Here is a 23,118-nt window from a genome sequence, read left to right on the forward strand (position 1 = left end):
ACCAAGCTAGAGCATTATCAAATACTTCAAGCGGTTCCCTGCATTAATCTTCTTAGTCTTTATATACCCTCGGTACACGGTCGCTAATCAAGCAAACTACCTCATAGTTAATGGTGCCACGCTTTTCTGCCACATCTGTCACCGTAATGGTCTCCGCTCCGCTATTTCCAATCAACACAACCGGCGTGCCAAGGGGATAAGCCTGAGGCAGGCGCACTGTAATTTGGTCCATGGAAACGCGGCCGACAATCGGACAACGCTGACCATCAATCAAGATATCAAAGCCCTGCATATCGCGCGTCCAGCCATCTGCATAACCCAAAGGAATAGTGCCAATCCACTCTTGAGACTTACTGGTGTAGGTGGCTCCATAGCCAACATCTGCTCCAGCCTCAACTTCCTTGACATGCACCAATTCTGAGACCAGCGACAGAGCTGGCTTGAATTCATAAGGAAGTTCTAAAACAGTTCCGCTAGGGTTGAGGCCATAAATGATGTCACCCAGCCGGACGGCATTTAGAACAGTCTCACTGTGCCAGAGAGAGGTAGCAGAATTACTAGCGTGAACGAGAGGAGGAACACTGTCCAGCTCAGATAAGATCTGATGAAAACGAGTCAGCTGGGCTTCAAACTTATGGTGCTCCGCTTCATCTGCCGTTGCAAAGTGGGTAAAAATTCCCTCCGCGACAGCCCCAGCAGCCTGCAAGCGATGGATTGCCTCCTGAGCTTCCTGACTATCTCGAAAACCAATCCGCCCCATACCAGAGTCAATCTTGATATGAAACTTCAATCCTGTTAAGTCTTTTTCCGCAGCTAAAGCTAAATCCAACCACTCCAGACTGGCTACAGTCAGAGAGACCTTTCCCTTTCTAGCCAGCGGGAGCGCAGACAGATTTGATACTCCTAGCACCAGAATTTTTTTGCCAATGCCAGCTGAGCGCAGCTCCAAAGCTTCATCGATATTAGACACACAAAAGCCATCTACAAGGGGCTCAATGTGCCTAGAAACCTCAATAGCTCCGTGGCCATAAGCATTTGCCTTGGCGACAGCCCACTTCTCTGTCGTCTGAGGCAGATGGGTACTCAATTGTCTAATATTAAAAGCAATAGCAGCTAAATCAATCACTGCCTTGCTGGGTCTATGCAGACTAGCTTTCATCATTTTCCTCCAAAATAACGCTGGCTGTAACTAGGCCAGCAGCATGGCTGATCGAAATCCAAACCTTGCCAGCAAAAGGTGAACGGCTGAAAAAAGGTGCTCCCTGACGGTCGTTTAAAATCTCCAAGTCCTGAAACCTGAGCTTACCGATACCAGTTCCCCAAGCTTTAGAAAAAGCCTCCTTGGCAGCCCAACGGCCAGCTAGAAATTCGATTTTCCGCTTGCCGGATAACTCCTCAAAACGAGAAAGCTCCGCCTCGGTCAGCACCTTCTTTGCAAAACGGGCATTTTTCAGATAGGCTCGCTCAATGGCAGCCAGTTCTTCTATGTCAATTCCGTGTCCTTTTATCATATCATTCTCTGGAAAGGCGACAAAACTCAGCTGGGCCGCCAGCTGAGTTCGTCTTCACCCGACAGTTAGTCCTCTTTACAGGTCAAGACTGTCCCTTTCAATTTTCCTTATTTATCTAAAGTGTTGTAAATTTCTTCAATAAGCTGAACAGTATTGTCCCAGCCCAGGCAAGGGTCAGTGATAGATTTACCAAAGACTTCAGGCTCATTTTGCCGACCGTCTTCCAGATAAGATTCAATCATAAAACCACGAACCGCTCTCTTAATCTTTTCGTTCCAATCCCGATTAAGCAAGGTCTGACGCACAATCCTAATCTGATCCAGATACTGCTTGCCAGAGTTATCGTGATTGGTGTCAATGACGATGAAAGGATTCTCCAAGCCCATCTTTTCATAGTAGGAAATGGCATCCAGCATATTTTCATAGTAGAAATTTGGAATGTTCTTACCGTATTCATTGGTTGCCCCACGCAGAATAACATGAGCCAAAGGATTTCCAGAGGTTTCTACTTCCTGGCCATGAAAAAGGAAAGTCTGCTTATTTTGTGCCGCATAGACAGCGTTAAACATAACTCCCAGATTACCAGAAGTTGGATTCTTCATGCCGACTGGAGCGTCAATACCTGACGCCACAAAGCGGTGCTCCTGGTCTTCAACTGAGCGAGCACCCACAGCATGATAGCTTACCAAGTCGTCCACCAGCACAAGATTGGACGGATAGAGCATCTCATCAGCCGTCGTCAGACCAGTCTCTGTAATGACGCGGTAGTGCAGCTGACGAACTGCCTGCAAACCATTGATAAGACTAGGAGCTTTAGAAGTATCCGGCTGGTGAACCAAGCCCTTATAACCATCCCCATTGGTCCGCGGCTTAGCAGTATAGACCCGCATGACGATAAAAATCTTATCTGCGACCTTCTTCTGCAGCTCTGACAAACGGCGGGCATACTCCAGCACAGCCTCTTCATTGTCTGATGAGCAAGGACCAATCACCAAGAGAATACGCTCGTCTTCCCCACTGAGAATCTCAGCTAGTTCTTGATCTCGCTTATTTTTATGAGCCAAGGCCTGATCAGTCAGCCTGGTTCTGGACTTAATCTGCTCAATGTCAATCTTCTGACCTTTTTCAATAAATGCCATACTATTTTCCTAATGTATCATAAATTTCACGAACTAGCTGTTCTGTATTAGCCCAGCCCAGACAAGGGTCAGTAATGGACTTGCCAAAGACTTCCGGCTCGTCCTGACGACCGTCTTCCAGATAAGACTCAATCATAAAGCCACGTACTGTAGCCTTAATCTTTTCATTCCAGTCACGGTTAATCAGAGTCTGGCGAACGATACGGACCTGCTCCAGATACTGCTTACCAGAGTTATCATGATTGGCGTCAATGATGATAAAGGGATTTTCTAAGCCCATTTTTTCGTACTGGGCAATGGTATCCAGCAGATTATCATAATAGTAGTTGGGAATATTCTTACCGTATTCATTCAAGGCACCACGCAAGATAGCATGCGCCAAAGGATTGCCAGATGTTTCTACTTCCTTACCTGAAAAGAGGAAACTCTGCTTGTTCTGAGCTGCATAGATGCCGTTAAACATGACATTGAGATTCCCAGAAGTCGGGTTTTTCAAGCCGGTTGGCAGATCTGCCCCACTAGCTACAAAGCGGTGCTGCTGGTCTTCGACCGAGCGAGCTCCGACAGCCATGTAAGAAATCAAATCATCTACCAGAGGCAGATTTTCTGGATAGAGCATCTCATCAGCTGTGGTCATGCCTGTCTCAGAAATAACCCGATAGTGCAGATTGCGGACTGCCTTGATGCCGTTAATCAGACTAGGAGCGGCAGTCGCATTGGGCTGATGAATAAGCCCTTTGTAACCATCTCCGTTCGTCCGAGGCTTGGCAGTATAAACCCGCATGACCATGAAAATGCGGTCTTTTACTTCTTCTTGGAGAGCAGATAGACGCTTGGCATACTCTAGCACCGCTTCTTCGTTATCTGAAGAGCAGGGACCGATAACCAAGAGAATGCGGTCATCTTGACCACGCAGAATTGCTTCTAACTCTCGGTCACGCTTTTCCTTGCGAGCGAGCATGTCGCCTTCTAGCTTAGCAAGTTGGCGAACTTCTGCCACATCAATGGGTTGACTAGTTGCTTTAAAGGTCATCTATTCTCCTTCTTTTATGCTTACTTTTTACGGCCGTGACAGTTCTTGAACTTCTTGCCAGAACCACATGGACAAGGGTCATTTCTCTTTACATTGGACAGGTCTACATTCTCGGGCATATTTGGCGCCTTAGCAGAGATATTGCGGGTAGCTGTTGTACTGATAGCCCGCTCTGTCCGAGGACGCTCTTGCTCATGAATCTGTGCTTTCATCATCAGACGAGTCACATCAAACTCAATAGAACCAATCATGTCGTTGAACATACGGAAGCTTTCTGCTTGATATTCGACAACTGGGTTATTTTGTGCATAACCGCGCAGTCCAACAGCATTGCGCAGCTGGTCAAGGGCGTCGATATGGTCAGTCCACTTGCTGTCCACCACGCGCAGAATCAAGACCTTCTGGAATTCACGCACAGCTTCTTCGTCTCGCAGCTTAGCAATCTGACTGTCGTAGACTTCCAATGCACGTTCAAACAGATAATCTTTGATTTCTTGGTCAGACTTGCCTTCCAAATCGCTGTCTGAAATAGAATCTTCTGAAACTAAGTTATACTTAGCAAAGTTTAAAATCGCTTCAATCTTATCATCCTGATCAGAGTGGCTGCTACCATCAACGATACGGTTGATCGTCCGTTTAATCATAGCATGGATTTCAGGACTGAGGTCACGGTCAGCAGTAATGACATCGTGGCGCTCAGCATAGATAATTTCCCGTTGCTCACGCATCACATCATCATATTGCAGGACTTGTTTCCGCGTATCGTAGTTATTTCCTTCGACACGCTTCTGAGCTGCCTCTACCTGACGGGTCAGCATGCCAGACTTGATAACAGAATCTTCGTCACTAAGATTCATTCGATCCAAGAGGGCTTTAATGCGCTCTGAGCCAAAGCGACGCATAAGCTCATCTTCCAGTGACAGGTAGAATTGTGACTCACCTGGATCACCCTGACGGCCTGAACGTCCGCGCAGCTGATTGTCAATCCGGCGACTTTCATGGCGCTCTGTACCAATAACGCAGAGTCCCCCCAGTTCGCGGACACCTTCACCCAACTTGATGTCAGTTCCCCGTCCGGCCATATTGGTCGCAATAGTAACCGCACCGCGTTGGCCGGCGTTCATGATAATTTGTGCTTCTTTATAGTGGTTTTTCGCATTAAGAACTTCGTGAGGAACCCCAGCTTCTACCAATTTCTTAGAAATATAATCACTAGTCTCAACCGCAACAGTACCAACCAGAACTGGCTGCCCTTTTTCATGACGTTCTTTAACATCCTGCACAACTGCCTTAAACTTAGACTCAATACTTGGGTAGAGCAGGTCAGAATGGTCAATACGCGCTACCGGACGGTTGGTTGGAATCGGAATAACACGAATGTTATATGTTTCGCGGAACTCTTCTTCCTCCGTCTTAGCTGTACCTGTCATACCGGACAGCTTCTTATACATACGGAAGAGGTTCTGATAAGTAATGGAAGCAGAAGTCTTTGTTTCTTCCTGAATCGGCACACCTTCTTTAGCTTCAATCGCTTGGTGGAGACCGTCAGAGTAACGACGTCCTTCCATTGTCCGACCGGTAAACTGATCGACAATCAGAATTTCCTGATCTTCACTGACCACATAGTCAATGTCAAGGAGCATGATGTAGTTAGCTCGCAGGGCATTGTCGATAAAGTGAGTCAGGGCAACATTTTCAATATCATAGAGATTGTCCAGCTTGAAGTAACTTTCTGCCTTGTCAATACCTGAGTCAGACAAACCAATCGTCTTAGACTGAACATCGATGATGTAGTCGTCCTTATCCAGAGATTTGACATAGTGATCAGCCATATGATAAAGCTGGTTGGTATCTGAAGAAACCGGTCCTGATACAATCAACGGTGTCCGCGCTTCGTCAATCAGGATTGAGTCCACCTCATCGACCAAGGCATAATTGAGTGGGCGCTGCACCATGTTTTCAGCACGAACTACCATGTTATCACGCAGGTAGTCAAAGCCGATCTCAGCATTGGTTGAATAGGTAATGTCGCAAGCATATGCTTCTTTCTTCTCAGATGGAGACTTAGCTGCCAGATTAATACCGACAGAAAGCCCCAGCCAAGAGTAGAGTTCACCCATTTCGGTCGCGTCACGCTCAGTCAGGTATTCATTGACTGTGACAACGTGCACACCTTTTCCTGCAAGGGCATTTAGGTAAACTGGCATTGTCGCAGTCAAGGTTTTTCCTTCACCGGTACGCATCTCTGGAACATCACCATGATGGAGAACAATCCCTCCCATAACCTGAACCTTATAAGGGAAAAGGCCCAACACTCGCTTAGCTCCTTCACGGACAACCGCAAAAGCTTCATATAAGAGCTGATCTAAAGTTTCGCCATCAGCATAGCGTTTCTTGAATTCTTCTGTTTTTGCCTGAAGTTCTTCATCAGACAGGGCTGCCATGTCGTCTTCATAAGCCAAGACCTTGTCAGCCATTTTTTCTAATTTTCTTAATTCACCTTTATCATTTTCAATGATAGTCTTTAAAATATTCGCCATTTTTTTCCTTACTATATAATAATCTTTCTGATTTTTAGAATGTTCTTTTCATTATAGCATGTTTTCCTATATCTTTCAAGAATGAAAAAAGCAAAAAAGCTTCATTAGACTGTGCTTACAGAACTGGGAGATGGCAGGAGATTAGAGGCTAAAAAAAGAAAAGGCAGAGGTTTTACTCTGTCTTTTCGAGTCCAAACAGCACAAGGATAAACAAGTGTTTTTTTGATAAAGAGACCTTTTTCCGATAGTGTCTATCACTCCTTGGACACTCTACCGCTCTTCTGGCTACTTAAATTCCAGCAAGCGCATGGTGTCTTGGGCAATCATCAATTCTTCATTGGTTGGAAGAATGAGAATTTTAGCCTGAGACTGAGAATTTTGAATAAAGAGCTGACCTTGCTCGTTAGCTGCCGGATTTAAAGAAAGTCCTAAGCAATTGAGCTTTTGAACGACCAAGCTGCGGATTAAGGCTGAATTCTCCCCGATTCCAGCGGTAAAGACCAAGGCATCCAGACCATCTAAATCTGTGATGAAGCTTGCAATGGTCTGAGCGATACGGTTGACAAACATATTGACTGCTAGACTAGCTTTTTCATCGCCTCTGTCACAAGCCTCCAAAACATCTCTTAAATCATTGCTAAGTTGGGAGACAGCCAGCAGGCCTGATTCTTTATTGAGGACATCACTTAATTGCTGAGCTGATAATTTTTCCTGTTCTAGCAGGAAAGGGATAATCATAGGGTCAATATCACCTGAGCGGGAGCCCATCATCAGGCCAGCCAAGGGCGTGAATCCCATCGAAGTATTGACAGACCGACCATTTTTAATGGCGCAGATACTAGCACCATTGCCCAAATGGCAGTTGATAATCTTCAAATGCTCCGCAGCTTCTCCTTGGCCCTCCCAAATCTCCTGTACCTTTTGAGCAATATACTTGTGACTCGTTCCGTGGAAACCATACTTTCTCAAACCGTATTTATGATAGTAATCCCAGGAAAGGGGATAGAGATAATAAGCTTCTGAAAGGCTTTGATGAAAGGCTGTATCAAACACAGCCACTTGTCCTATCTCCGGCAAGGCCTTTTGGAAAGCTCGAATCCCTACCAAGTTGACAGGGTTATGGCTAGGAGCCAAGAAGGACAGCTTCTCAATGATGGATAGCACTTGCTCGTCTATCAAAGCAGAATCATCAAAGGATTCTCCGCCATGGGCTACGCGATGACCGACTCCATCTATCTCGTCCAGAGAAGCAATCAGCTTCCGCTCCAAAAGAAAGTTCAGCAAGTAATCCACGGCAAATTGATGCGAAGGAATAACCAACAGTTCCTTTTCTTTTTGACCTTCAAATTCAATTTTAAAAATACCTTCCTTTAAGCCAATCTTTTCAAAAATCCCTTTCACCAAAAGGCTTTCGTCGGGCATACTGAGCAGTTGAAATTTCAATGACGAACTGCCCGCATTAATCGCAAAAATTTTTTTAGACATATTTTTCTCCTGAGCAATGAAAACAGTGATTTTTTCAAATAACGTTTTTTGAAAACTGAAATTTTCCATTGCTACTTGTTAGATAAATAAGCTAGCTTCAACTGGTCGGCTAGCTTATTTACTATTTTATATATTACATAACATTGACTGCCAAGACAGCCAAGACAGCGCCGATAGTCGGTCCTACAATTGGCACCCAAGCATAAGCCCAGTTTGCATCTCCTTTATTCGGAACTGGCAAGAGGGCATAAGCAAGGCGCGGACCGAAGTCCCGAGCTGGGTTGAGGGCAAAACCTGTCGTCGAACCCAAAGACAAGCCGACCGCCATAATGAGGAAGCCAACTAAGAGTGGAGTGAGTCCAGGCGTGATTTCGCCGTGCGTTATCATTAAAAGTGCAAAGATGAAGAAGAAAGTCGCAACGATTTCGCTGAGCAGATTAAATGCTGGATTCTGGATGGCTGGTCCAGTAGCAAATACGCCAACTGAGTTGCCTTCTTCTGCCTTGGTTTGTTTGAAATGGGGATAATAGAAGAGCACTACAATAGCCGCTCCGACAAAAGCCCCTAGAATCTGAGCGATGATATAGCCCACCACTTGTTCCCAAGGGAAGATGCCACCCACCGCAAAGGCAATAGTGACAGCTGGGTTAAGGTGACCGCCAGTATTATAAAATCCTGCCGTATAGACACCCAAGGTCACTGCCAAGCCCCAGCCAAATACAACGGTAAACCAATTGGGAGCGAAACCTTTTGCAAGACTCTTATTAAGACTAATAGACGCTCCGATTCCATTCCCAAAAACCATCAGAACCATGGTGCCTAAAAATTCACCTAGATATTTTTCCATACTCCATACTCCTTCATTTCGAAATACTTTATACTCTCTCCTCTATATTGCTTCTACAGCGCAATATAGAGTCTAAGAAAGTATAAGAGAAATATGCTCGTGAAATAGGAGAAAATCCCTAGCTCCAAAGCATGGATTGCAAGCGGTATTCTCTCCTCTGATATTATTTAATTTGCTAGATTGCTTCTCTACAGTCCTACAGCATACTCAGCAATGGACTGGTCTTCCTCAGAACTTCCTCCGCTGACGCCGATACCGCCAATCATCTCTGACTGGCAATAAACAGGAATGCCACCAGCTAAACTAACAACCTTATTGTCAGTCATCGTTTCCAGCTGATAGAGCCACTGGCCAGGCTGAGTTAAAAGTGCTAAATCCTTGGACTGCATCCTCATGCCAACAGCTGTGTAAGCTTTCTTATAAGCCATATCGTTACTCACTAACAAGGCATTTTCCATACGATAGGTCATCACGACTTGTGCTGCTGGATCAACCACCGTTATCACGACGGCTAGTCCCAGCTCTTCAGCCTTGTGTCTGGCCCTTGTTACCAATTCCCAGGCATCCTGATAGATATTTGTGAAAAGAACAGGCTCTTTATCCAGTAAGGTTTGGCATCTGGCAAGGACTTTTTGGATGATGATGTCCTGAAATTCTGAGTTTCCTTCCCAGCTTGATAGTTCTGGACTGCTGAGCTCGTCTTTCTCTCTATCTCTAGCCATCCATTTCACCTCTTTTCAGTAGTTAGCTCGGCCATCTTTTTGAATCGATCGGAACAAGTCAAAAAGATGTTTCTAACAGGTCAGATTTTTTAAACGGGACTCCCTTGACCAAACGCGCTGCATTTGAGCCAAATAGGCGCAAGACATGGTCTGGTATAGCAGAATAATCTTTGATACGATAGATAAATTTTTCAAGCGGCAAGTTACGATAATGGAGGACTGCGTCTCGCCCGTCACAGGCAATCCCTACTAAAAGCTGGGATTGAGTTGCAGCCACATGCGCTAGTGATACAGAATCACTCAGTTCATCTGGGCTGACCAGACTAAAAGGGATACCTTCCTCTTCGATACCGTAGCCGATTTGTGCCACCTTATCCGCAGGAGCATTGTCCGTAGCTATCAGCCTAATGGTGGGCTTTCTAGTATAAGCTAATTCCATAGTCGGCCCCCCATTTCTCTCTGACATAGGTCAAAATCAGTCCGGTCGCTACTGCATTTCGAGGCCCTACCAAGCCACGCACATTGCCTCGACCAGCTACAATGGCATTCTGAGAGAGGGCTTCAGTCACTAGCTGAGGTATTTCAAAGTCCAAAGCTGAGCCACCCACGATGACAACGAAAGGAATGTCTCGAATATTCTGAGTAGGGCTGACACGCTTGAGAGCTCGCACCGCATTGGTAACAAAGACTCTTTCCTTGGCTGACTGCCGAACGAGTTTGATTTTCTCGATAGAATAGTCTCCGTCATCAATAGGAACAAATTCATCATTTTCCTTGACGATGACGACTCTGGCAAACAAATCTCCAGACAGCGGCTTGTCAAAAAATTGAACAGTGCCGTCTTCATGCCGGATATGGAAAAGACTTTCTACCTTGGCCAGAGGATATCGTTTGATGTCCTCTGCCAGATGATGATTTTCCAGTCCCAACTCTGAATTAATCAGCATGGTGACCATATCACCGGCACCAGCTAGATGGACGGCCAAGATTTGACCCCTGCTATCAATAATGGAAGCATCTGTCGAGCCCGCTCCTAAATCCAAAATAGCTAAGGGGCGATCCGTCCCTGGTGTAGTCAGAGCCCCGAGGATAGCTGATTCAGCTTCTGCTCCACCGATTTCCACGCTAATCCCCAGCTCACGTTCGACTTCTTGGGCAATGATGGACATTTGCAGCTTGTCAGAATTTACCATAGAGGCAATGCCGACAGCCTGCTCCATAGAAAATTCTCCAGCCACACCACCGCGCACAGAAATCGGAGCAAAAGTATTGACGGCCAGTAAGTCACGGATATAAATGTCGGAAGGCTCTTTCTCAGTCAAGTCAGCCATGGTTTGGCGCACCTTCTCCAGCATGCCTCCAACATTGGTGCCCGCTTCTCCGACAACATTGCTAATCTCGCCGGCGTAGACGATTTTTTCCATAATCTCATCGGCGCCCTTGGAAATATCCACCTTTAAGGTATGCTCCTTGCCGATAATTTGGATACTGCCTGCTGGAATCGTCCGAGCCTGAACGTCACCTGCCGGTGTCTTAATCACGACAGCCGAGCGGTTGCCAATGAGGGCACGGGCAATGGGAACGATGCTTTTCGTCTCTTCTGCACTCAAGCCAAAGACCGTAGCAATGCCATAGGGATTAGACAATTGGGAAATCACCTTCCCCTGCTCTACCACTTCAACAGCAGCTTGCATTCCCAAAGGCACCTTGTCAATAAAGAGAATCTCATCCACGATTGGAATCTTCTGGCTAATGCGGTTATTGACCAGAACCCCATCATCCGCTTGCAAGATTGCAGCGGTAATCTGATAGCCCTTGGCTAGATAGGCATTGATCAGCTGGGCAACTAAGTCAAAATCAATGATCTTCGGCACTACCACGATGTATTTCCCATCAATCGGATGATGAACCAAGTCGAGAATATCTACCGTGAGCCCAATCCCCAGACCCAGACCGCCTGGAGTACGGGGATTATGACCAATCATGGTAGACTCAGTAATGACCGTCTCTGTGATGGTTTCCATGGCAACATCGCCGATAACAGGCGTCGCTTCATTGATCCGAATCAAATCAACTTGTCCCAACTCAAGCGATGTTTGCTCCATCAATTTTCTCAGAGATTGATAAATCCCGTGGACATTTTCCTTGGTCCCCTTGATGCCTGTTGTATCCGCAATGGCTGAGGCAAGAAAGTGAATGCTTCCATCATCTTGCACTTCAGCTAAGGCAGACTCGGTCGAAGAATTTCCTATGTCTACTCCAATGATTCGTTTCACATTTTCACCTCCACCAAGATTAGGCTATTTTGAGTAATCTTTTACAACAATAGTGGCAATAATTTTTTCAACCCCAAAATAGCCTTGGTAAAACCGGATTAGTTGTCGCCTTTCAACTTCTTGCGGCGCTCATAATTTTCAGCAGCTTCTATGACAAAGCCCGCACAGATAACAGCTCCATATTGGTTTTCCAATTCATTGGCAATGTCCAATAATTCCTGTTTGGAAGACCGGTAAGGGCGCAGGGCATTGTAGATTTCCAGCACACGCGCATCCGGAACTTTGGTCAGTTCCGCAGCCCGAGAAAAGTTATACTGGATTGCTTCGCGGCCGGCATTCTTAGCAATTTCACCTTGCTTGATCAAAATCTCTGGCTTAATCCGCAAATCCTCTGCTTTTACATAGCCAGACAAGATATTTTCCAGAGTAATATCTTCGAATTTCTTATCCTGACCAACCTTTATCCAGTCAGGATGTTTTTTAGAAATAGGATAATCAGCCGCTGTCGCTTCATCAGAACTGACCGGACGATTGGCTGCTCCTTGACTAGCTGAGCCGCTGTCGCTTAGCTCGGCTAATATTTGTTTTACTAATGTTTCTACTGATTCACTCATTCTGATTTCTCCTTGTAGACATCATATGCATCAAATCACCTGACATTCATCAGCTGGTTTTCCTCTTTTAACCAGTTTCGTTTCCTTGATATGCAGCAAAGCTGAGTAGGCCTGATACTTAGGACGAGCCATTTGGTCGTTAAGGGTTGGTACCGGATTTGGTGTTTCACCCTTGGCATACTTAGCAGCATTTTTACCAATCAAACGATAGGTTTCAGGAGTTAACAAAGGTGCCTGCGGGAAAAGTTCCAGATTACTGAGCGGTGGCAAATCACGTTGGTGAATAACCGTTGTTCCCTTAGACTGAACACCGATAGAAATGCCAGAACCAGACAAGTGGTCTCCTTCTACCGCTACAAAGGCAACATCAGAAGAACGATAGACCTTGACAATGCGAGCCTTGAGCCCTTCTTCTTCGATACCAGCCACCAGCTGACGCAGCACTTCCGTATGAGGAATGTCCACCATCGTCTTCACCTGCTGTTCTCCAAAGGCAGGTCCAACTGCAATAACGACTTCATCCGTTGACTGGCTAGGCTTAGCCACACCAACTGTACGGATGACAGCTTTTTCATTGGACACAGGCTTTGTGACAGGCTTTTCGCTTGTTTCAGCAGCTGTTTCGTTGGTATTGGCGCTCATCTCTTTCATCACTTCTGCAATAATGGAGCGCAGTAAAGTTTCATTTATCTCTGTCATCTTAGCTCCTCCTATACATCACGCGGGTCAATCGCTTTAGGAATGTCTTTGACTTTTTCCCATTCTTCGCCGACCAGACGATGGCCTGTACCGACACCAACATAGTCATTCGGTGAATTCACCGCTGAAATAACATTCCAATCTCGATCAAAGATAGCAGATGTTTGCAGGAAATCCCCTGCTACACGTTGCTTGAACAAATTGAGCAGCTCATTGGCAACTTCAGGGAAGCCATTATTAGCCAAGGCTTTGATCAAATCAGCCCCTTGAACGCCGCGTTCCAGAATACCTTGAGCAGCCTTGATATCTTCAACCTTATCCCGCTCTGGCATATCTTTAGAACCATGAGCATAGGTCGCTGCTTCGACTTCTTCGTCGGTAATCGGCGGCAGGCCCAAGCCTTTGAAAAGAGCTTGCATAACGCGTGCTGCCTTGTTCCGAACCTTCACAACTTCCTCTTCACGAACAGGACGAAGACCGCCGTCTACCCGCAGGTCACGTTGCAGGACATTGTAGTCGTCAAAGTCTTCCGCATCCCAGTTAGATCCGGCAAACATATTGTCATAGTTTGGCGTAGCAGAGTAGCCAGAGTTGATAAAGTCTGTACCTGGCGCAAACTGCATCAAAGTCCGAACAGAGCGACGTAAGTCTGAGTGAGTAAAAGTTTGGTCATTTGATGAAGCACATTCCAAGTCCAGCATGCTGGCAATCAAGTTTTCAGCAACGACTGCCCGAATACCACTCGGAACAGCTGCTGGAATACCGATACAGCTAACTGATCCATTCTGAGTTCCTTGAACTCCAGCCGCTTTCGTGACATAGAGACAGCGAGCTTCCAGATAGAGCATGGACTTGCCTTCGGCTTGTCCCATCTGCACTTCAGACCCTGTACCGGAAGTAAAGCGCATCTTGAGTCCACGAGAGGCATAGGCGGAAGCCAGAAAGGCCTTGGACCAAGGTGTATCATCTCCATCAGTGAAGACATCTTCTGTACCATAAACAGAGATGGTCTCAGCATAGGCTGTAAAGCCACGCATCCCAAATTCTAGTTCTGTCGCTTCTTCCAAGGAGCACTGAGTCAGTACCCCAGGACGGCCCACTTGGGAGCCAATCATCAGAGACAGGGCATTGAAAGGAGCATAACGCACTACGGCAACCGTTGTTTCCTGCTCTGCAAAACCACGCAGAGCTCCTTCAGCCGCATCTGCTGCAATCTGCACTGGATTATCATTAACATTAGTGACGTGGGCTTGAGTAGCTGTTTGCTTACGGGTCCGCATCTTTTGCAGACACATCATGATTTCCACGACATTCATCTGATTGACCACTTCAATGATTTTAGCCGGAGTCATGGCCTTGGTCAGCTTGATGATTTCTGTCCGAGGCACATTTGGTGTCAATATTTTATTGGCAATCTCTCGTGAGTCCATCTGAATAACTTCTTCAGCTCGGCTCAGGTCAATCCCGTAGTTAGCAATGAACTGGTCAATCAGGTCAAATTCTTCTTTTGGTTTGCCGTCTAACTCAACCACTTTTCCATTTTGAATTTTGATACTGGGTTTAGGATCATTGGGGCTTTCCATAGCTACCAAACCTTCTTCAACCCATTCTTTTACAAATCCATCTTGGTTGATAGGGCGTTTGCTTAATACTTCAAAACGTTTGGATCTCATACCGTTTCCTCCCTCTCACTCTTAAATGTAAGATGGCTGTGAGTTGGTTGGCTCGTCACCCATACTGCCTAAAAGTGCCAGTCCAACTTCACGCGCTGAGATAACTGATTGTCTAACTGCTCCAGAATCCCCACTGATAAAGAGGATGGCTTCGTTTGAGTGGCTGGTGCCACCATTTCCTGGAGAAGCATAGCCGACAACAGTAACGTTGGCAGCCTTGACAGCTGTATCTGCCATGACAACACCAATGGCTGCAGGTGCTCCGACAATCAAGCCAAAAGCACGGCCGTATTCAGCACCAAAGGCAGTCTGGCAAGCATAGCTAGCACGCGCAGTATATTGGAGTTCAATATGCCCTGCATCATTAGCATAAACATCGCCGAAGGTTCGATCCACTTCCTCCAAGGTTACTTCCACAGCTCGTCTGACATCTGATACATCTTCACCACCGAAGATAATCAAACTTCCGTGTCCAGCACCTCCCTTGGTATCACGAGGCAGTTCGATTTTAACAATTTCTGTATTGGTTGCTTTGACCGCTTCATCTGCAGCCATGATATGAGGACCTGCACCGGTACGAGCACCAACTACACCAATTGAGCGATAGCTCTTTTCTAGCTTCATAGCATCCAGCACCTGCTGGTCCACATTGGCAATGACAAGTCCAATTGTATCGCCTATCGGATTAACACCGACAAATTCTGTAATATTGCATTTGTTTTCCATAAGACAGCTCCTTTCGCTGACATATTTTGAAGCGCTTACATTTTCAAGGAATAAGGAAATCAGATAAGGGGAGAACCATAACTATACGCCTCTTTCTGATTCCATTTTTTTTTTACTTTTTTCGGATCAAAAGAATAGATTATTCTAAGGTTTTCTGTTAGAATGAATATGGTTGTTTTTTAAAAAGGAAAAATTCTGCATTCTCAAAAAGAGCCTAACCAACTTTTTTAGGAATGCCAAGCTAAGCCTACAAGAAATATACTTGACAGGCCTTTCCCTTCAAAAATAACAATCGCAGAGACAGATAACAGATGATAAACTTTTCGCAGGGTTGCTCATCTTCTATCTGTTTTTTTATTTTCCATCATTACAGAATGGCAGGACAGCAGGCCACTGTCCTGCCATTCTAGTAAATCTGATAGTTCAATCCTCCAACAAACTAGCCTTGCCAGTCAGCCGGATAAGTCACATAGATAAAGCGGGCCTTATCTCTGACAGAGAACTGAATGTCGCTGCCTTTAGGGATAAAGAGTACTTCGCCAGGGCCAGCTGTCATGACTTCGTCACCAACGATAATATCAAGACGCCCTTCAATAACATAGTCCACTTCATCATAGTCCAGATGCCAAGGGAAAGTTGTCTTTTCCATGGTCATCAGACCTAAGCCCAATCTTGGGCTTTCGTCTAAGGTCAGCAAGTCTCGTGTATAAACTTGATGGCTCACATCACCTGTATCCAAGCGATCTTCTGGACGAACATCTAGACCTGGCAGGGCGATAGAAGCTACGCCTGCCTTGCTGACTTTCTTCCCACCATCTTTAGTGGCTAATTCTTCCAATAAAATCTTACGAACCAATGTTTCTAGGTCAGAACGATTAATATCTGCCATACTTCATACCTCCAAGTCTAAGCTTCCTTTTTCGTTAAGAAGAAAGCCAGTAATACCGCTGTGATACCGCCGACAAATTTACCAATCATCATCGGCACAATCATTTCCGGTTTTTGACCAGCTGTGAAGCCTAGGTGATCTCCGATAACGAAGGAAGCAGATACGGCAAAGGCTACGTTGATAATCTTACCGCGTTTGTCCATATCCTTCATCATCTGGAACATGGCAATGTTATTAGCCAGAGAAGCTACCAAACCAGCTGCACCAACTTCGTTCATTCCTAGGGATTTTCCGATAGCAGAAAGCGGTTTGTTGGCTACCTTGGTAAAGACAGCTACCAGACCAAAGGCTCCAGCCAAGGTTACGGCAATCGTTCCGACAACTTCAAAGGCTTCCTTCAGTGTCTCAGCACCTTTTGGATAGAGGCTGATGAGCCATTCATTACCAGTCAGAAGCTGCGCTGCACCAAAGGCCAAACCAAGCGTTGCCAAGATAACAATAATCTGACCAAACACTTCAAAACCTTTAATCATGGCATTAGGTGCCAAAAGCAATCCTATGAAAATCAGAGCAGATACAATGATAATCGGGATAAGATTGACAACCAAGGTTCCAAAAGGCAGACCTGGTACGAAAAGTCCTCCGAGTAGACAGCCAATCGGAACAGTTACCAAACCGTATAGGATTCCGCGAGCCAAAAGCGGACGGTCATCTTTTTCGATAATACCCAAGGCAACTGGAATCGTAAAGACGATGGTTGGCCCCATCATAGAGCCCAGTACAAAGGCAGCAAAATTTCCTACCGCTGGATCCTGAGCCAGACTGAGAGCCAGAGGAGCTCCTCCCATATCATTGGCAATGAAGGTTGTCGCAAAAATAGACGGGTCAGCGCCCACCAAGCCATACAAAGGCACGACAATTGGTTTCAAGACATCCGCCAAGAGGGGAGCGATTACCATAATCCCAGCCATAGACAGAGCCAAAGCTCCCATAGCCATGATTCCTTCTTCAAATTTTTCACTTAGTCCTAGTTTGCCACCGATACATTTATCCACTGCACCGATCAGCATGAATAGCACCATGATATAAATGATAATTTCATTGATACTCATAACATTACCTTAGTTTCTAATATTCTTCATCACTGTGATAGTCAACCTTGTCAATGATAGCCACAACGACCATATCCACAGGGATATTCGTCTTATTTAGGCTCATCCGGGCAGAACTGCCAGTGGTTACCATTACTTGGTCTCCTTCGCCTGCACCGATGCAGTCGGCCACAATAAGCAGAGCTGGGTCACTTTGATGTTCATTTAGCTGCCGTTCGACCACTAAAAATTTCAAACCATTTAAATTTTCGTCTTTTCTAGTCGCCCAAAGGCTACCTTTTACTTTACCAACAAACATCTCTACCCACTCCTTTATTCTATGATTTCTATTTTTTGACGTTTTAGATAATCTCTCGCCAAGGCTGTCACAATCATTCCTTTTTCTATTTTAAAACTTCCATTTTCAGGTAAGCCCATCTCTCTCAGCCTCTTCTCTGTCAGCAAAACCGGCTTGCCCGGAGCCTTAGTCTTCGAGCTGACTTCTTCTGCCACCGCCCGTTTCACTTCCGGACGAGGCTCTTCAGCTTGATCACTTTCTAGGAGTGCTAAGAGTTGGCCTTCTTTATAAAATTGCAGACCGTAGCGAATCAGCTTTTCTCGCTGTCCCTGCAGTTCCTGATACAAGTACACTTTAGAAGATTGCTTGTACTGTTGAATAGCAAAGGCGTTGTCTGATACGAGGACTTTTTTGCCTTTCAAAAGACTCTTTAAAATGACTGCTTCCTCCACCGCTAAAGGGCAAAGGGATGAGAGTCTCAGAAAAGCATCAAAACCAAGTGTCTCAACAACAACAATCTCTGCTGTGCAAGAATCTTTTACGACTTGAAAGCCTTCCCCTTCTAATAAGTCAGGAATCTTATCGCCTCCAATGACGTATACTGAGGGTTTCTGAGGCTTTTGCTTCAACTTTTCCATCAGGCGGTCTGTAATCAAATCTACTAAATGATCTAGATTTTCCATTCTTTACCTACCTTTTATTTGCTCATACGACTTATTTCTTGATAATCCGTCCGCGTGTTCCTTTTTTGAAACCACAAGCATTGGCTTCATCGTAGTCGATATGCATATAGGTCGCAAACTTGGGACTAACACGGATAACCACATCATCAAAAATCAGCGGACGAGCACCTTCTACTCTGACTTGTACAATCTCGTGATTTTTTACATTCAGACGTTCAGCATCTTCCGGTGTCATATGAACATGACGCTTAGCTACTATCAGGCCCTTATCCAGACAAACTGCCTTGTCTCCATGAGCCAAGATGACACCTGGTGTTCCTTCGATATCGCCACTTTCGCGAATGGGTGCCTTGGTGCCCAGCTGCAAACAGTCTGTCAGGGAAACTTCTACCTGAGAATGTTTGCGAACAGGTCCTAGAATAACCACATTGTGAAAAGCGCCTTTTGGACCGACAACTGTCAGCCTTTCTTGACTAGCGAACTGGCCTGGCTGTGATAGGTCTTTTGCTTTTGTTAATTGATAGTTGGGACCAAACAAGGCTTCCAAATCTTCCTGACTCAAATGGACATGACGTCCGCTCGCTTCTACCTCAAATGACCCCTGCAATTCTTCCTGAACTTTATCAATTACTTTATTTACCAAATTTTCTAAAGTCATTGCTGTTCTTCTTTCTCTTGTTATTAGCTTGCTATCAACCAGAGCAAGACTTCAATTGATTTTAATAATTGAGAAACCTTACAAGCAAATTGATCTCTGTCACCATCAGCAGCCTGCTCCAATTCTTTGCGCAGGAGGGTCGTTTCGATATATGTTTCATAGCAATTCAGCTGCCAAGTCGGTTCTTGGTAACTCATCATGACCGTTTCTTGATCGAGCTGGCGACTGACCCGAATGGCCTGCAATTCTGCATTGCTAGGCAGGTCTGTCTGGTAATCAGAAATATCATCCAGAATATGATGGCCGACGATTTGTTCTACTATGTTCAATAGTTGGCCAACTTGCTCACACTTTTCATCCTGAAAAGCCTGATGCAATTCTCTCTGGTTCTTCAAAAAGCAAGTATAAAGTTTAGTCAGTCTAAATAGTCGTGGATACACAGCAGAGTCCTCAAGGTTTGTAATCGGTACCCTGATAGCATCAACAGCTGAGGCTGTTTTCCCTTTGGTCTGACCTGAAGAAATAATTCGAATATGGTGATCATTGAGAAAACCTCTGGCTGCTGGCGTCAGTTTTTCATCTTTGTTTAATTCAAAGACACCGTTATCAGCGAGAACGGATTCTCTATAAAGCTTTCTGATCTTAGCTTCTGTAAAAACTGACATGTATTCACATCCTTCTACTCCGTTGATACTCTGTGAAAATCAATCTGATACTCTCCGAAAATCAACATTTCTGTCTAGTATCGAGCTGCTGCCCATAAGCTTCATTTTCACTGAGTATTCTATTTGCCTCAGGAGCCTGTATCAGGCCTAAACGCTACAATACAGGCCCTTTCAGCAAATAATTATCTGTCCCAGATTATTTGGGCAGAATGACTTCCACTTCAGCATGTGGACGTGGAATTACGTGAACTGAAATCAATTCACCAACATTTTCAGCTGCAGCTGCTCCAGCATCTGTTGCAGCTTTGACTGCGCCGACATCACCACGAACCATTACAGTTACCAAACCAGCACCGACTTGTTCTTTACCAATCAAAGTTACGTTAGCGGCTTTGACCATTGCATCAGCTGCTTCGATTGCGCCGACGAGTCCTTTTGTTTCTACCATTCCTAATGCATTTGCGTTTGCCATGTTTATTTCCTCCAATTATTTTCTTGTTTTTAATTTTATCCGAAAGTCTGTAATCTTATTCTTGATGAGGCAAGATTACTTCTACTTCAGCATGTGGACGTGGAATTACGTGAACTGAAATCAATTCACCAACGTTTTCAGCTGCAGCTGCTCCAGCATCTGTCGCTGCTTTGACTGCGCCGACATCACCACGAACCAAGACTGTTACCAATCCAGCGCCGACTTGTTCTTTACCGACTAAAGTTACGTTAGCGGCTTTGACCATTGCATCAGCTGCTTCGATTGCGCCGACAAGTCCTCTTGTTTCTACCATTCCTAATGCATTTGCGTTTGCCATGATTGTATCCTCCAATTATAATGTTTAATATTGACTATTTTAGTTTTTCCAATACGCGTTGAACCAACAAAGTTACCAGTTCTTCTTCGTTTGATCCGTCAACTGCTACTGCTTTTGGTTCTTCCACTGCCATATTTTCTGCTTGTCGCAGGTCTGACAGTTCTGATGTGCCGTAAGCTACACGACGGATATTGAAGAGATTGAGCGGGCTGACATTATCAGATGTCGCGCTGCCACCCACTGCTCCACAACCCAAAGTAAAGGCTGGGAAGAGACCAGTCGTTGCACCGACACCACCCAGAGCTGCTGGCGTATTGATTAGCAGACGAGATACTGGTTTTTTCAGTGCAAATTCACGAATAATTTCTTCGTTTTGACTGTGGATAGCAAGAGTGTGGCCTGCACCTTCGTGATGCAAGATCTTAATGCTCAGCTCACAGGCTTCCAACCAGTCCTTGACAGTGTAGAAGCCCAAGACTGGAGCCAGTTTTTCCATAGAATATGGATACTGCTTGCCGACGCCGGTTTCTTCTGCAATCAAGACCCGAGCATCTGCTGGAACTGAAATACCAGCTAACTCAGCAATCACTTGCGGTGTTTTACCAACCATCTTCGGATTCATCGCGCCACTCGGCTGGATAATGAAGGAGCCTAGTTTCTTAGCATCTTCTGCTGGAACAAAGTAAGCACCTTGTTTCTTGAACTCTGCTACAACTTTTTCCTTCATATCTTCTTCGACGATGATAGACTGCTCAGATGCACAAATCACACCATTGTCAAAAGTTTTAGAATCCAAAATCTGACGAACTGCTTTTGGCACATCTGCTGTTCTTTCGATGAAAGCTGGACCATTACCAGGACCTACACCGATTGCTGGTGTACCAGATGAGTAAGCTGCTTTGACCATGGCATTTCCACCAGTCGCCAAAATCAGATTTGTATCCTTGTGTCGCATCAACTCATTTGTAGCTGCGATGGATACCCGATGAATCGCACTGATGGCTCCATCCGGACAACCAGCTGATTTAGCAGCTTTCTTGATGATTTCCACAGTTTCCTCAATACACTTAAGAGCATTTGGGTGAGGAGAGAAGACGATACTGTTTCCTGCCTTCAAAGCGATCAAAGCCTTATACATAACCGTTGAGGTCGGGTTAGTTGATGGAATCAAGCCAGCAATGACACCGACTGGAACTCCAACTTCCAAGACTTTCTTTTCCTTGTCTTCGCTGAGAACCCCAACCGTTTTCATATCCTTGATTTCTTCAAGAATACCTTTGGAAGCAAGAGCATTTTTCAATACCTTGTCTTCCCAGCGGCCAAAGCCAGTTTCCTGAGTCGCCATTTTAGCTAGGCGTTCACGCTCATCATAACATGCTTTCGCTACTACTTTTACAATGGTATCAATTTGCTCTTGGCTCATTTTAGCAAGTTCTGCTTGGGCTTTCTTTGCATCCCGAATCAAATTCCTTACTTCCTGAATCGATACCAAATCTTTATCTTCTAAAAACATCCGCAATTACTCCTCTCCTATTGTTTCCATCAAAGTCTCAACGAGAAGTTTCTTGTTGGCAAATTTGATTTCTTTCTTGCTGAGACGGATACCTTCTTGATGATAGGCAAGGCTGCGTAGTTCGACGACTTTTAGTTTTTCCAGTTCTTCTCTGGTGTAGGTCCTTGTCTCTCCTTCAAGCTTCTCTGCTGGTTCAGCCTTAGTTTCCTTTACAGGCTGAGGCTTTTCTTCGATTTTTTCTGAAGGGATTGTTTCCGCCGTAGAAGCAATCTCTTTTTTAGCTGTTTTACTGTTTCTCTTTGGTACAAAGAGAATGTCTGTCTGGTTATCCAGCCTAGAAATTACATGGCTGGCCAGATAGTAAGGTTTATCCTGTACCAACTCAACTGCCGCATCAACCGCTGAGCGGACTGCACTGACATCGCCTATTAATTGAACTGTGTTCAAACCAGCTTTGACCGTTTCAATATTAAGCAATGATACATTGGCAGCCTTCAAAGCCGCATCTGCCGCAACTACAGCACCTAGATAACCTTTTACTTCAATTAAACCTAGTGCTCTATCTGCCATTTAATCAACTCCTAATCAATAACTTTTAGGATCATTTGCTACTGCGATGACTGCATTCGCAAATGCGTCGCAGGCAGCTCGGCAGGCTGACTGTGATCCAACCAGAAGTCCGCCGGCAAAGTTGGTTTCACTCGGTGGTCCGTAGAAGGCGCCAACCTGCACATCTGCCGCTTTCAAAGCCGCATCCAGTGCTACCATAGCTTCACCCGGTGGAGCAATCAAGTAAGCAATTGCTGTTCCTTCTTCTGCATTAGCACCCTCTGATAGGTAAGAACCTGCACGAGAGATACAATGTGCAAAATAAGGAATGCTGTCATCGTCATTAGCACTGTAGAAGCTAGCCCCATTTTCGATTTCATAGACTACTACATCCAGACCGCTGCGAACTTCTTCTGGGTTTGGACCAGCCAAGATACCGATGACTTCACCAGCCAGCTTAGTTGAAGCGTTGCCTGCACCAGCATACATACTGCGAGCATAGACAACTTCGACATCTGCTGCCTTGGTAGCTTCATCCAAGGCTACATAAGTGACATCATCACAGTCAGAAGTGATAATGCCCAGGCTTCTGTGATGTGGTTTAAGCTCCAAAGAAGCTGCCAAACCTGCATCCACGTTTGAAATCAGAAGGGCACTTAATACACTTGCACCTAATCGATCATTTTTCAAAGCCACTA

25 protein-coding genes are annotated in these 23,118 nt (G+C 45.3%); all 25 read right to left on the reverse strand.

The genetic code is table 11. The features are described from left to right. Nucleotides 1-52: 52 nt before the first annotated feature. Nucleotides 53-1,159, reverse strand: a complete 1,107-nt coding sequence (gene alr, locus J1C91_RS08990; protein WP_009659698.1) for an alanine racemase — start codon at nt 1,157-1,159, stop codon at nt 53-55. Then, nucleotides 1,149-1,511, reverse strand: a complete 363-nt coding sequence (acpS, locus tag J1C91_RS08995; RefSeq protein WP_002903921.1) for a holo-ACP synthase — start codon at nt 1,509-1,511, stop codon at nt 1,149-1,151. Before acpS ends, alr begins: the two co-directional genes overlap by 11 nt. Before the next feature lie 107 nt (nt 1,512-1,618). Beyond that, nucleotides 1,619-2,650 carry a 3-deoxy-7-phosphoheptulonate synthase gene (locus J1C91_RS09000; RefSeq protein WP_009659751.1) on the reverse strand — a complete coding sequence of 344 codons (1,032 nt, stop codon included), beginning with the start codon at nt 2,648-2,650 and terminating at the stop codon, nt 1,619-1,621. A gap of 1 nt (nt 2,651) precedes the next feature. Further along, nucleotides 2,652-3,683, reverse strand: a complete 1,032-nt coding sequence (locus tag J1C91_RS09005) for a 3-deoxy-7-phosphoheptulonate synthase (RefSeq protein WP_009659775.1) — start codon at nt 3,681-3,683, stop codon at nt 2,652-2,654. A gap of 20 nt (nt 3,684-3,703) precedes the next feature. Beyond that, nucleotides 3,704-6,223 (reverse strand): preprotein translocase subunit SecA, encoded by a 2,520-nt coding sequence (gene secA / locus J1C91_RS09010; protein WP_125438323.1) that lies wholly within the window; start codon nt 6,221-6,223, stop codon nt 3,704-3,706. 285 nt (nt 6,224-6,508) lie between these two features. Further along, a complete protein-coding gene (locus tag J1C91_RS09015; RefSeq protein ID WP_125438326.1) occupies nt 6,509-7,708 on the reverse strand; it encodes an acetate/propionate family kinase in 1,200 nt (399 codons plus the stop codon). A 133-nt stretch (nt 7,709-7,841) separates the two neighbouring features. Further along, nucleotides 7,842-8,555: an MIP/aquaporin family protein gene (locus J1C91_RS09020; protein ID WP_125438329.1), complete on the reverse strand. Its 714-nt coding sequence runs from the start codon at nt 8,553-8,555 to the stop codon at nt 7,842-7,844. A gap of 188 nt (nt 8,556-8,743) precedes the next feature. Beyond that, nucleotides 8,744-9,277 (reverse strand): GlcG/HbpS family heme-binding protein, encoded by a 534-nt coding sequence (locus J1C91_RS09025; protein ID WP_048774151.1) that lies wholly within the window; start codon nt 9,275-9,277, stop codon nt 8,744-8,746. Between the two features lie 58 nt (nt 9,278-9,335). Beyond that, the gene (locus tag J1C91_RS09030; RefSeq protein ID WP_125438332.1) at nt 9,336-9,716 is read right to left on the reverse strand and encodes a glycerol dehydratase reactivase beta/small subunit family protein; all 381 of its coding nucleotides are present in this window, start codon (nt 9,714-9,716) and stop codon (nt 9,336-9,338) included. Then, complete coding sequence (locus tag J1C91_RS09035; protein ID WP_002910468.1) at nt 9,697-11,553, reverse strand: diol dehydratase reactivase subunit alpha; 1,857 nt, start codon at nt 11,551-11,553, stop codon at nt 9,697-9,699. The genes J1C91_RS09030 and J1C91_RS09035 overlap by 20 nt, the downstream gene beginning before the upstream one ends. 98 nt (nt 11,554-11,651) lie before the next feature. Beyond that, nucleotides 11,652-12,167 carry a diol dehydratase small subunit gene (locus tag J1C91_RS09040; protein WP_002910469.1) on the reverse strand — a complete coding sequence of 172 codons (516 nt, stop codon included), beginning with the start codon at nt 12,165-12,167 and terminating at the stop codon, nt 11,652-11,654. 30 nt (nt 12,168-12,197) lie between these two features. Next, complete coding sequence (locus tag J1C91_RS09045) at nt 12,198-12,866, reverse strand: propanediol/glycerol family dehydratase medium subunit (protein ID WP_002896346.1); 669 nt, start codon at nt 12,864-12,866, stop codon at nt 12,198-12,200. An 11-nt stretch (nt 12,867-12,877) separates the two neighbouring features. Continuing rightward, on the reverse strand, nt 12,878-14,539 hold the full coding sequence (locus J1C91_RS09050) for a propanediol/glycerol family dehydratase large subunit (RefSeq protein ID WP_002910470.1): 1,662 nt from the start codon (nt 14,537-14,539) through the stop codon (nt 12,878-12,880). Between the two features lie 21 nt (nt 14,540-14,560). Next, nucleotides 14,561-15,325 carry a propanediol utilization microcompartment protein PduB gene (pduB, locus tag J1C91_RS09055; RefSeq protein ID WP_223310332.1) on the reverse strand — a complete coding sequence of 255 codons (765 nt, stop codon included), beginning with the start codon at nt 15,323-15,325 and terminating at the stop codon, nt 14,561-14,563. Nucleotides 15,326-15,704: 379 nt separating this feature from the next. Continuing rightward, nucleotides 15,705-16,154 carry a cupin domain-containing protein gene (locus tag J1C91_RS09060; RefSeq protein WP_002910473.1) on the reverse strand — a complete coding sequence of 150 codons (450 nt, stop codon included), beginning with the start codon at nt 16,152-16,154 and terminating at the stop codon, nt 15,705-15,707. A gap of 17 nt (nt 16,155-16,171) precedes the next feature. Further along, nucleotides 16,172-17,266 (reverse strand): ethanolamine utilization protein EutH, encoded by a 1,095-nt coding sequence (locus J1C91_RS09065; RefSeq protein WP_002901056.1) that lies wholly within the window; start codon nt 17,264-17,266, stop codon nt 16,172-16,174. A 16-nt stretch (nt 17,267-17,282) separates the two neighbouring features. Beyond that, nucleotides 17,283-17,564 (reverse strand): EutN/CcmL family microcompartment protein, encoded by a 282-nt coding sequence (locus tag J1C91_RS09070; RefSeq protein WP_002896356.1) that lies wholly within the window; start codon nt 17,562-17,564, stop codon nt 17,283-17,285. A 14-nt stretch (nt 17,565-17,578) separates the two neighbouring features. Continuing rightward, entirely contained in the window at nt 17,579-18,226 is a 648-nt protein-coding gene (locus J1C91_RS09075) for an ethanolamine utilization protein (RefSeq protein WP_002901057.1), read from the reverse strand. 31 nt (nt 18,227-18,257) lie between these two features. After that, nucleotides 18,258-18,884, reverse strand: coding sequence for an ethanolamine utilization phosphate acetyltransferase EutD (gene eutD, locus J1C91_RS09080; RefSeq protein ID WP_002896361.1), 627 nt, complete (start codon nt 18,882-18,884; stop codon nt 18,258-18,260). A gap of 23 nt (nt 18,885-18,907) precedes the next feature. Beyond that, a complete protein-coding gene (locus J1C91_RS09085; RefSeq protein ID WP_002898201.1) occupies nt 18,908-19,549 on the reverse strand; it encodes a hypothetical protein in 642 nt (213 codons plus the stop codon). A 196-nt stretch (nt 19,550-19,745) separates the two neighbouring features. Next, nucleotides 19,746-20,021, reverse strand: a complete 276-nt coding sequence (pduA, locus tag J1C91_RS09090; RefSeq protein WP_002896373.1) for a propanediol utilization microcompartment protein PduA — start codon at nt 20,019-20,021, stop codon at nt 19,746-19,748. Between the two features lie 55 nt (nt 20,022-20,076). Next, on the reverse strand, nt 20,077-20,358 hold the full coding sequence (gene pduA, locus J1C91_RS09095) for a propanediol utilization microcompartment protein PduA (protein ID WP_002898203.1): 282 nt from the start codon (nt 20,356-20,358) through the stop codon (nt 20,077-20,079). 34 nt (nt 20,359-20,392) lie between these two features. Further along, on the reverse strand, nt 20,393-21,871 hold the full coding sequence (locus tag J1C91_RS09100) for an acetaldehyde dehydrogenase (acetylating) (RefSeq protein WP_125438335.1): 1,479 nt from the start codon (nt 21,869-21,871) through the stop codon (nt 20,393-20,395). A 6-nt stretch (nt 21,872-21,877) separates the two neighbouring features. After that, on the reverse strand, nt 21,878-22,441 hold the full coding sequence (locus J1C91_RS09105; protein ID WP_125438338.1) for a BMC domain-containing protein: 564 nt from the start codon (nt 22,439-22,441) through the stop codon (nt 21,878-21,880). Between the two features lie 15 nt (nt 22,442-22,456). Further along, nucleotides 22,457-23,110 (reverse strand): ethanolamine utilization microcompartment protein EutL, encoded by a 654-nt coding sequence (gene eutL, locus J1C91_RS09110; protein ID WP_185761310.1) that lies wholly within the window; start codon nt 23,108-23,110, stop codon nt 22,457-22,459. Nucleotides 23,111-23,118: the final 8 nt, after the last annotated feature.

The sequence above is a fragment of the Streptococcus sanguinis genome, assembly GCF_050222175.1.
GTDB lineage: Bacteria > Bacillota > Bacilli > Lactobacillales > Streptococcaceae > Streptococcus > Streptococcus sanguinis_M.

Excerpts from the sequence above, each read along its gene's own strand:
- alr (WP_009659698.1), bottom strand. The coding sequence starts at position 1,159 with ATGAAAGCTAGTCTGCATAGACCCAGCAAGGCAGTGATTGATTTAGCT.
- acpS (WP_002903921.1), bottom strand. The coding sequence starts at position 1,511 with ATGATAAAAGGACACGGAATTGACATAGAAGAACTGGCTGCCATTGAG.
- J1C91_RS09000 (WP_009659751.1), bottom strand. The coding sequence starts at position 2,650 with ATGGCATTTATTGAAAAAGGTCAGAAGATTGACATTGAGCAGATTAAG.
- J1C91_RS09005 (WP_009659775.1), bottom strand. The coding sequence starts at position 3,683 with ATGACCTTTAAAGCAACTAGTCAACCCATTGATGTGGCAGAAGTTCGC.
- secA (WP_125438323.1), bottom strand. The coding sequence starts at position 6,223 with ATGGCGAATATTTTAAAGACTATCATTGAAAATGATAAAGGTGAATTA.
- J1C91_RS09015 (WP_125438326.1), bottom strand. The coding sequence starts at position 7,708 with ATGTCTAAAAAAATTTTTGCGATTAATGCGGGCAGTTCGTCATTGAAA.
- J1C91_RS09020 (WP_125438329.1), bottom strand. The coding sequence starts at position 8,555 with ATGGAAAAATATCTAGGTGAATTTTTAGGCACCATGGTTCTGATGGTT.
- J1C91_RS09025 (WP_048774151.1), bottom strand. The coding sequence starts at position 9,277 with ATGGCTAGAGATAGAGAGAAAGACGAGCTCAGCAGTCCAGAACTATCA.
- J1C91_RS09030 (WP_125438332.1), bottom strand. The coding sequence starts at position 9,716 with ATGGAATTAGCTTATACTAGAAAGCCCACCATTAGGCTGATAGCTACG.
- J1C91_RS09040 (WP_002910469.1), bottom strand. The coding sequence starts at position 12,167 with ATGAGTGAATCAGTAGAAACATTAGTAAAACAAATATTAGCCGAGCTA.
- J1C91_RS09045 (WP_002896346.1), bottom strand. The coding sequence starts at position 12,866 with ATGACAGAGATAAATGAAACTTTACTGCGCTCCATTATTGCAGAAGTG.
- J1C91_RS09050 (WP_002910470.1), bottom strand. The coding sequence starts at position 14,539 with ATGAGATCCAAACGTTTTGAAGTATTAAGCAAACGCCCTATCAACCAA.
- J1C91_RS09060 (WP_002910473.1), bottom strand. The coding sequence starts at position 16,154 with ATGGCAGATATTAATCGTTCTGACCTAGAAACATTGGTTCGTAAGATT.
- J1C91_RS09065 (WP_002901056.1), bottom strand. The coding sequence starts at position 17,266 with ATGAGTATCAATGAAATTATCATTTATATCATGGTGCTATTCATGCTG.
- J1C91_RS09070 (WP_002896356.1), bottom strand. The coding sequence starts at position 17,564 with ATGTTTGTTGGTAAAGTAAAAGGTAGCCTTTGGGCGACTAGAAAAGAC.
- J1C91_RS09075 (WP_002901057.1), bottom strand. The coding sequence starts at position 18,226 with ATGGAAAATCTAGATCATTTAGTAGATTTGATTACAGACCGCCTGATG.
- eutD (WP_002896361.1), bottom strand. The coding sequence starts at position 18,884 with ATGACTTTAGAAAATTTGGTAAATAAAGTAATTGATAAAGTTCAGGAA.
- J1C91_RS09085 (WP_002898201.1), bottom strand. The coding sequence starts at position 19,549 with ATGTCAGTTTTTACAGAAGCTAAGATCAGAAAGCTTTATAGAGAATCC.
- pduA (WP_002896373.1), bottom strand. The coding sequence starts at position 20,021 with ATGGCAAACGCAAATGCATTAGGAATGGTAGAAACAAAAGGACTCGTC.
- pduA (WP_002898203.1), bottom strand. The coding sequence starts at position 20,358 with ATGGCAAACGCAAATGCATTAGGAATGGTAGAAACAAGAGGACTTGTC.
- J1C91_RS09100 (WP_125438335.1), bottom strand. The coding sequence starts at position 21,871 with ATGTTTTTAGAAGATAAAGATTTGGTATCGATTCAGGAAGTAAGGAAT.
- J1C91_RS09105 (WP_125438338.1), bottom strand. The coding sequence starts at position 22,441 with ATGGCAGATAGAGCACTAGGTTTAATTGAAGTAAAAGGTTATCTAGGT.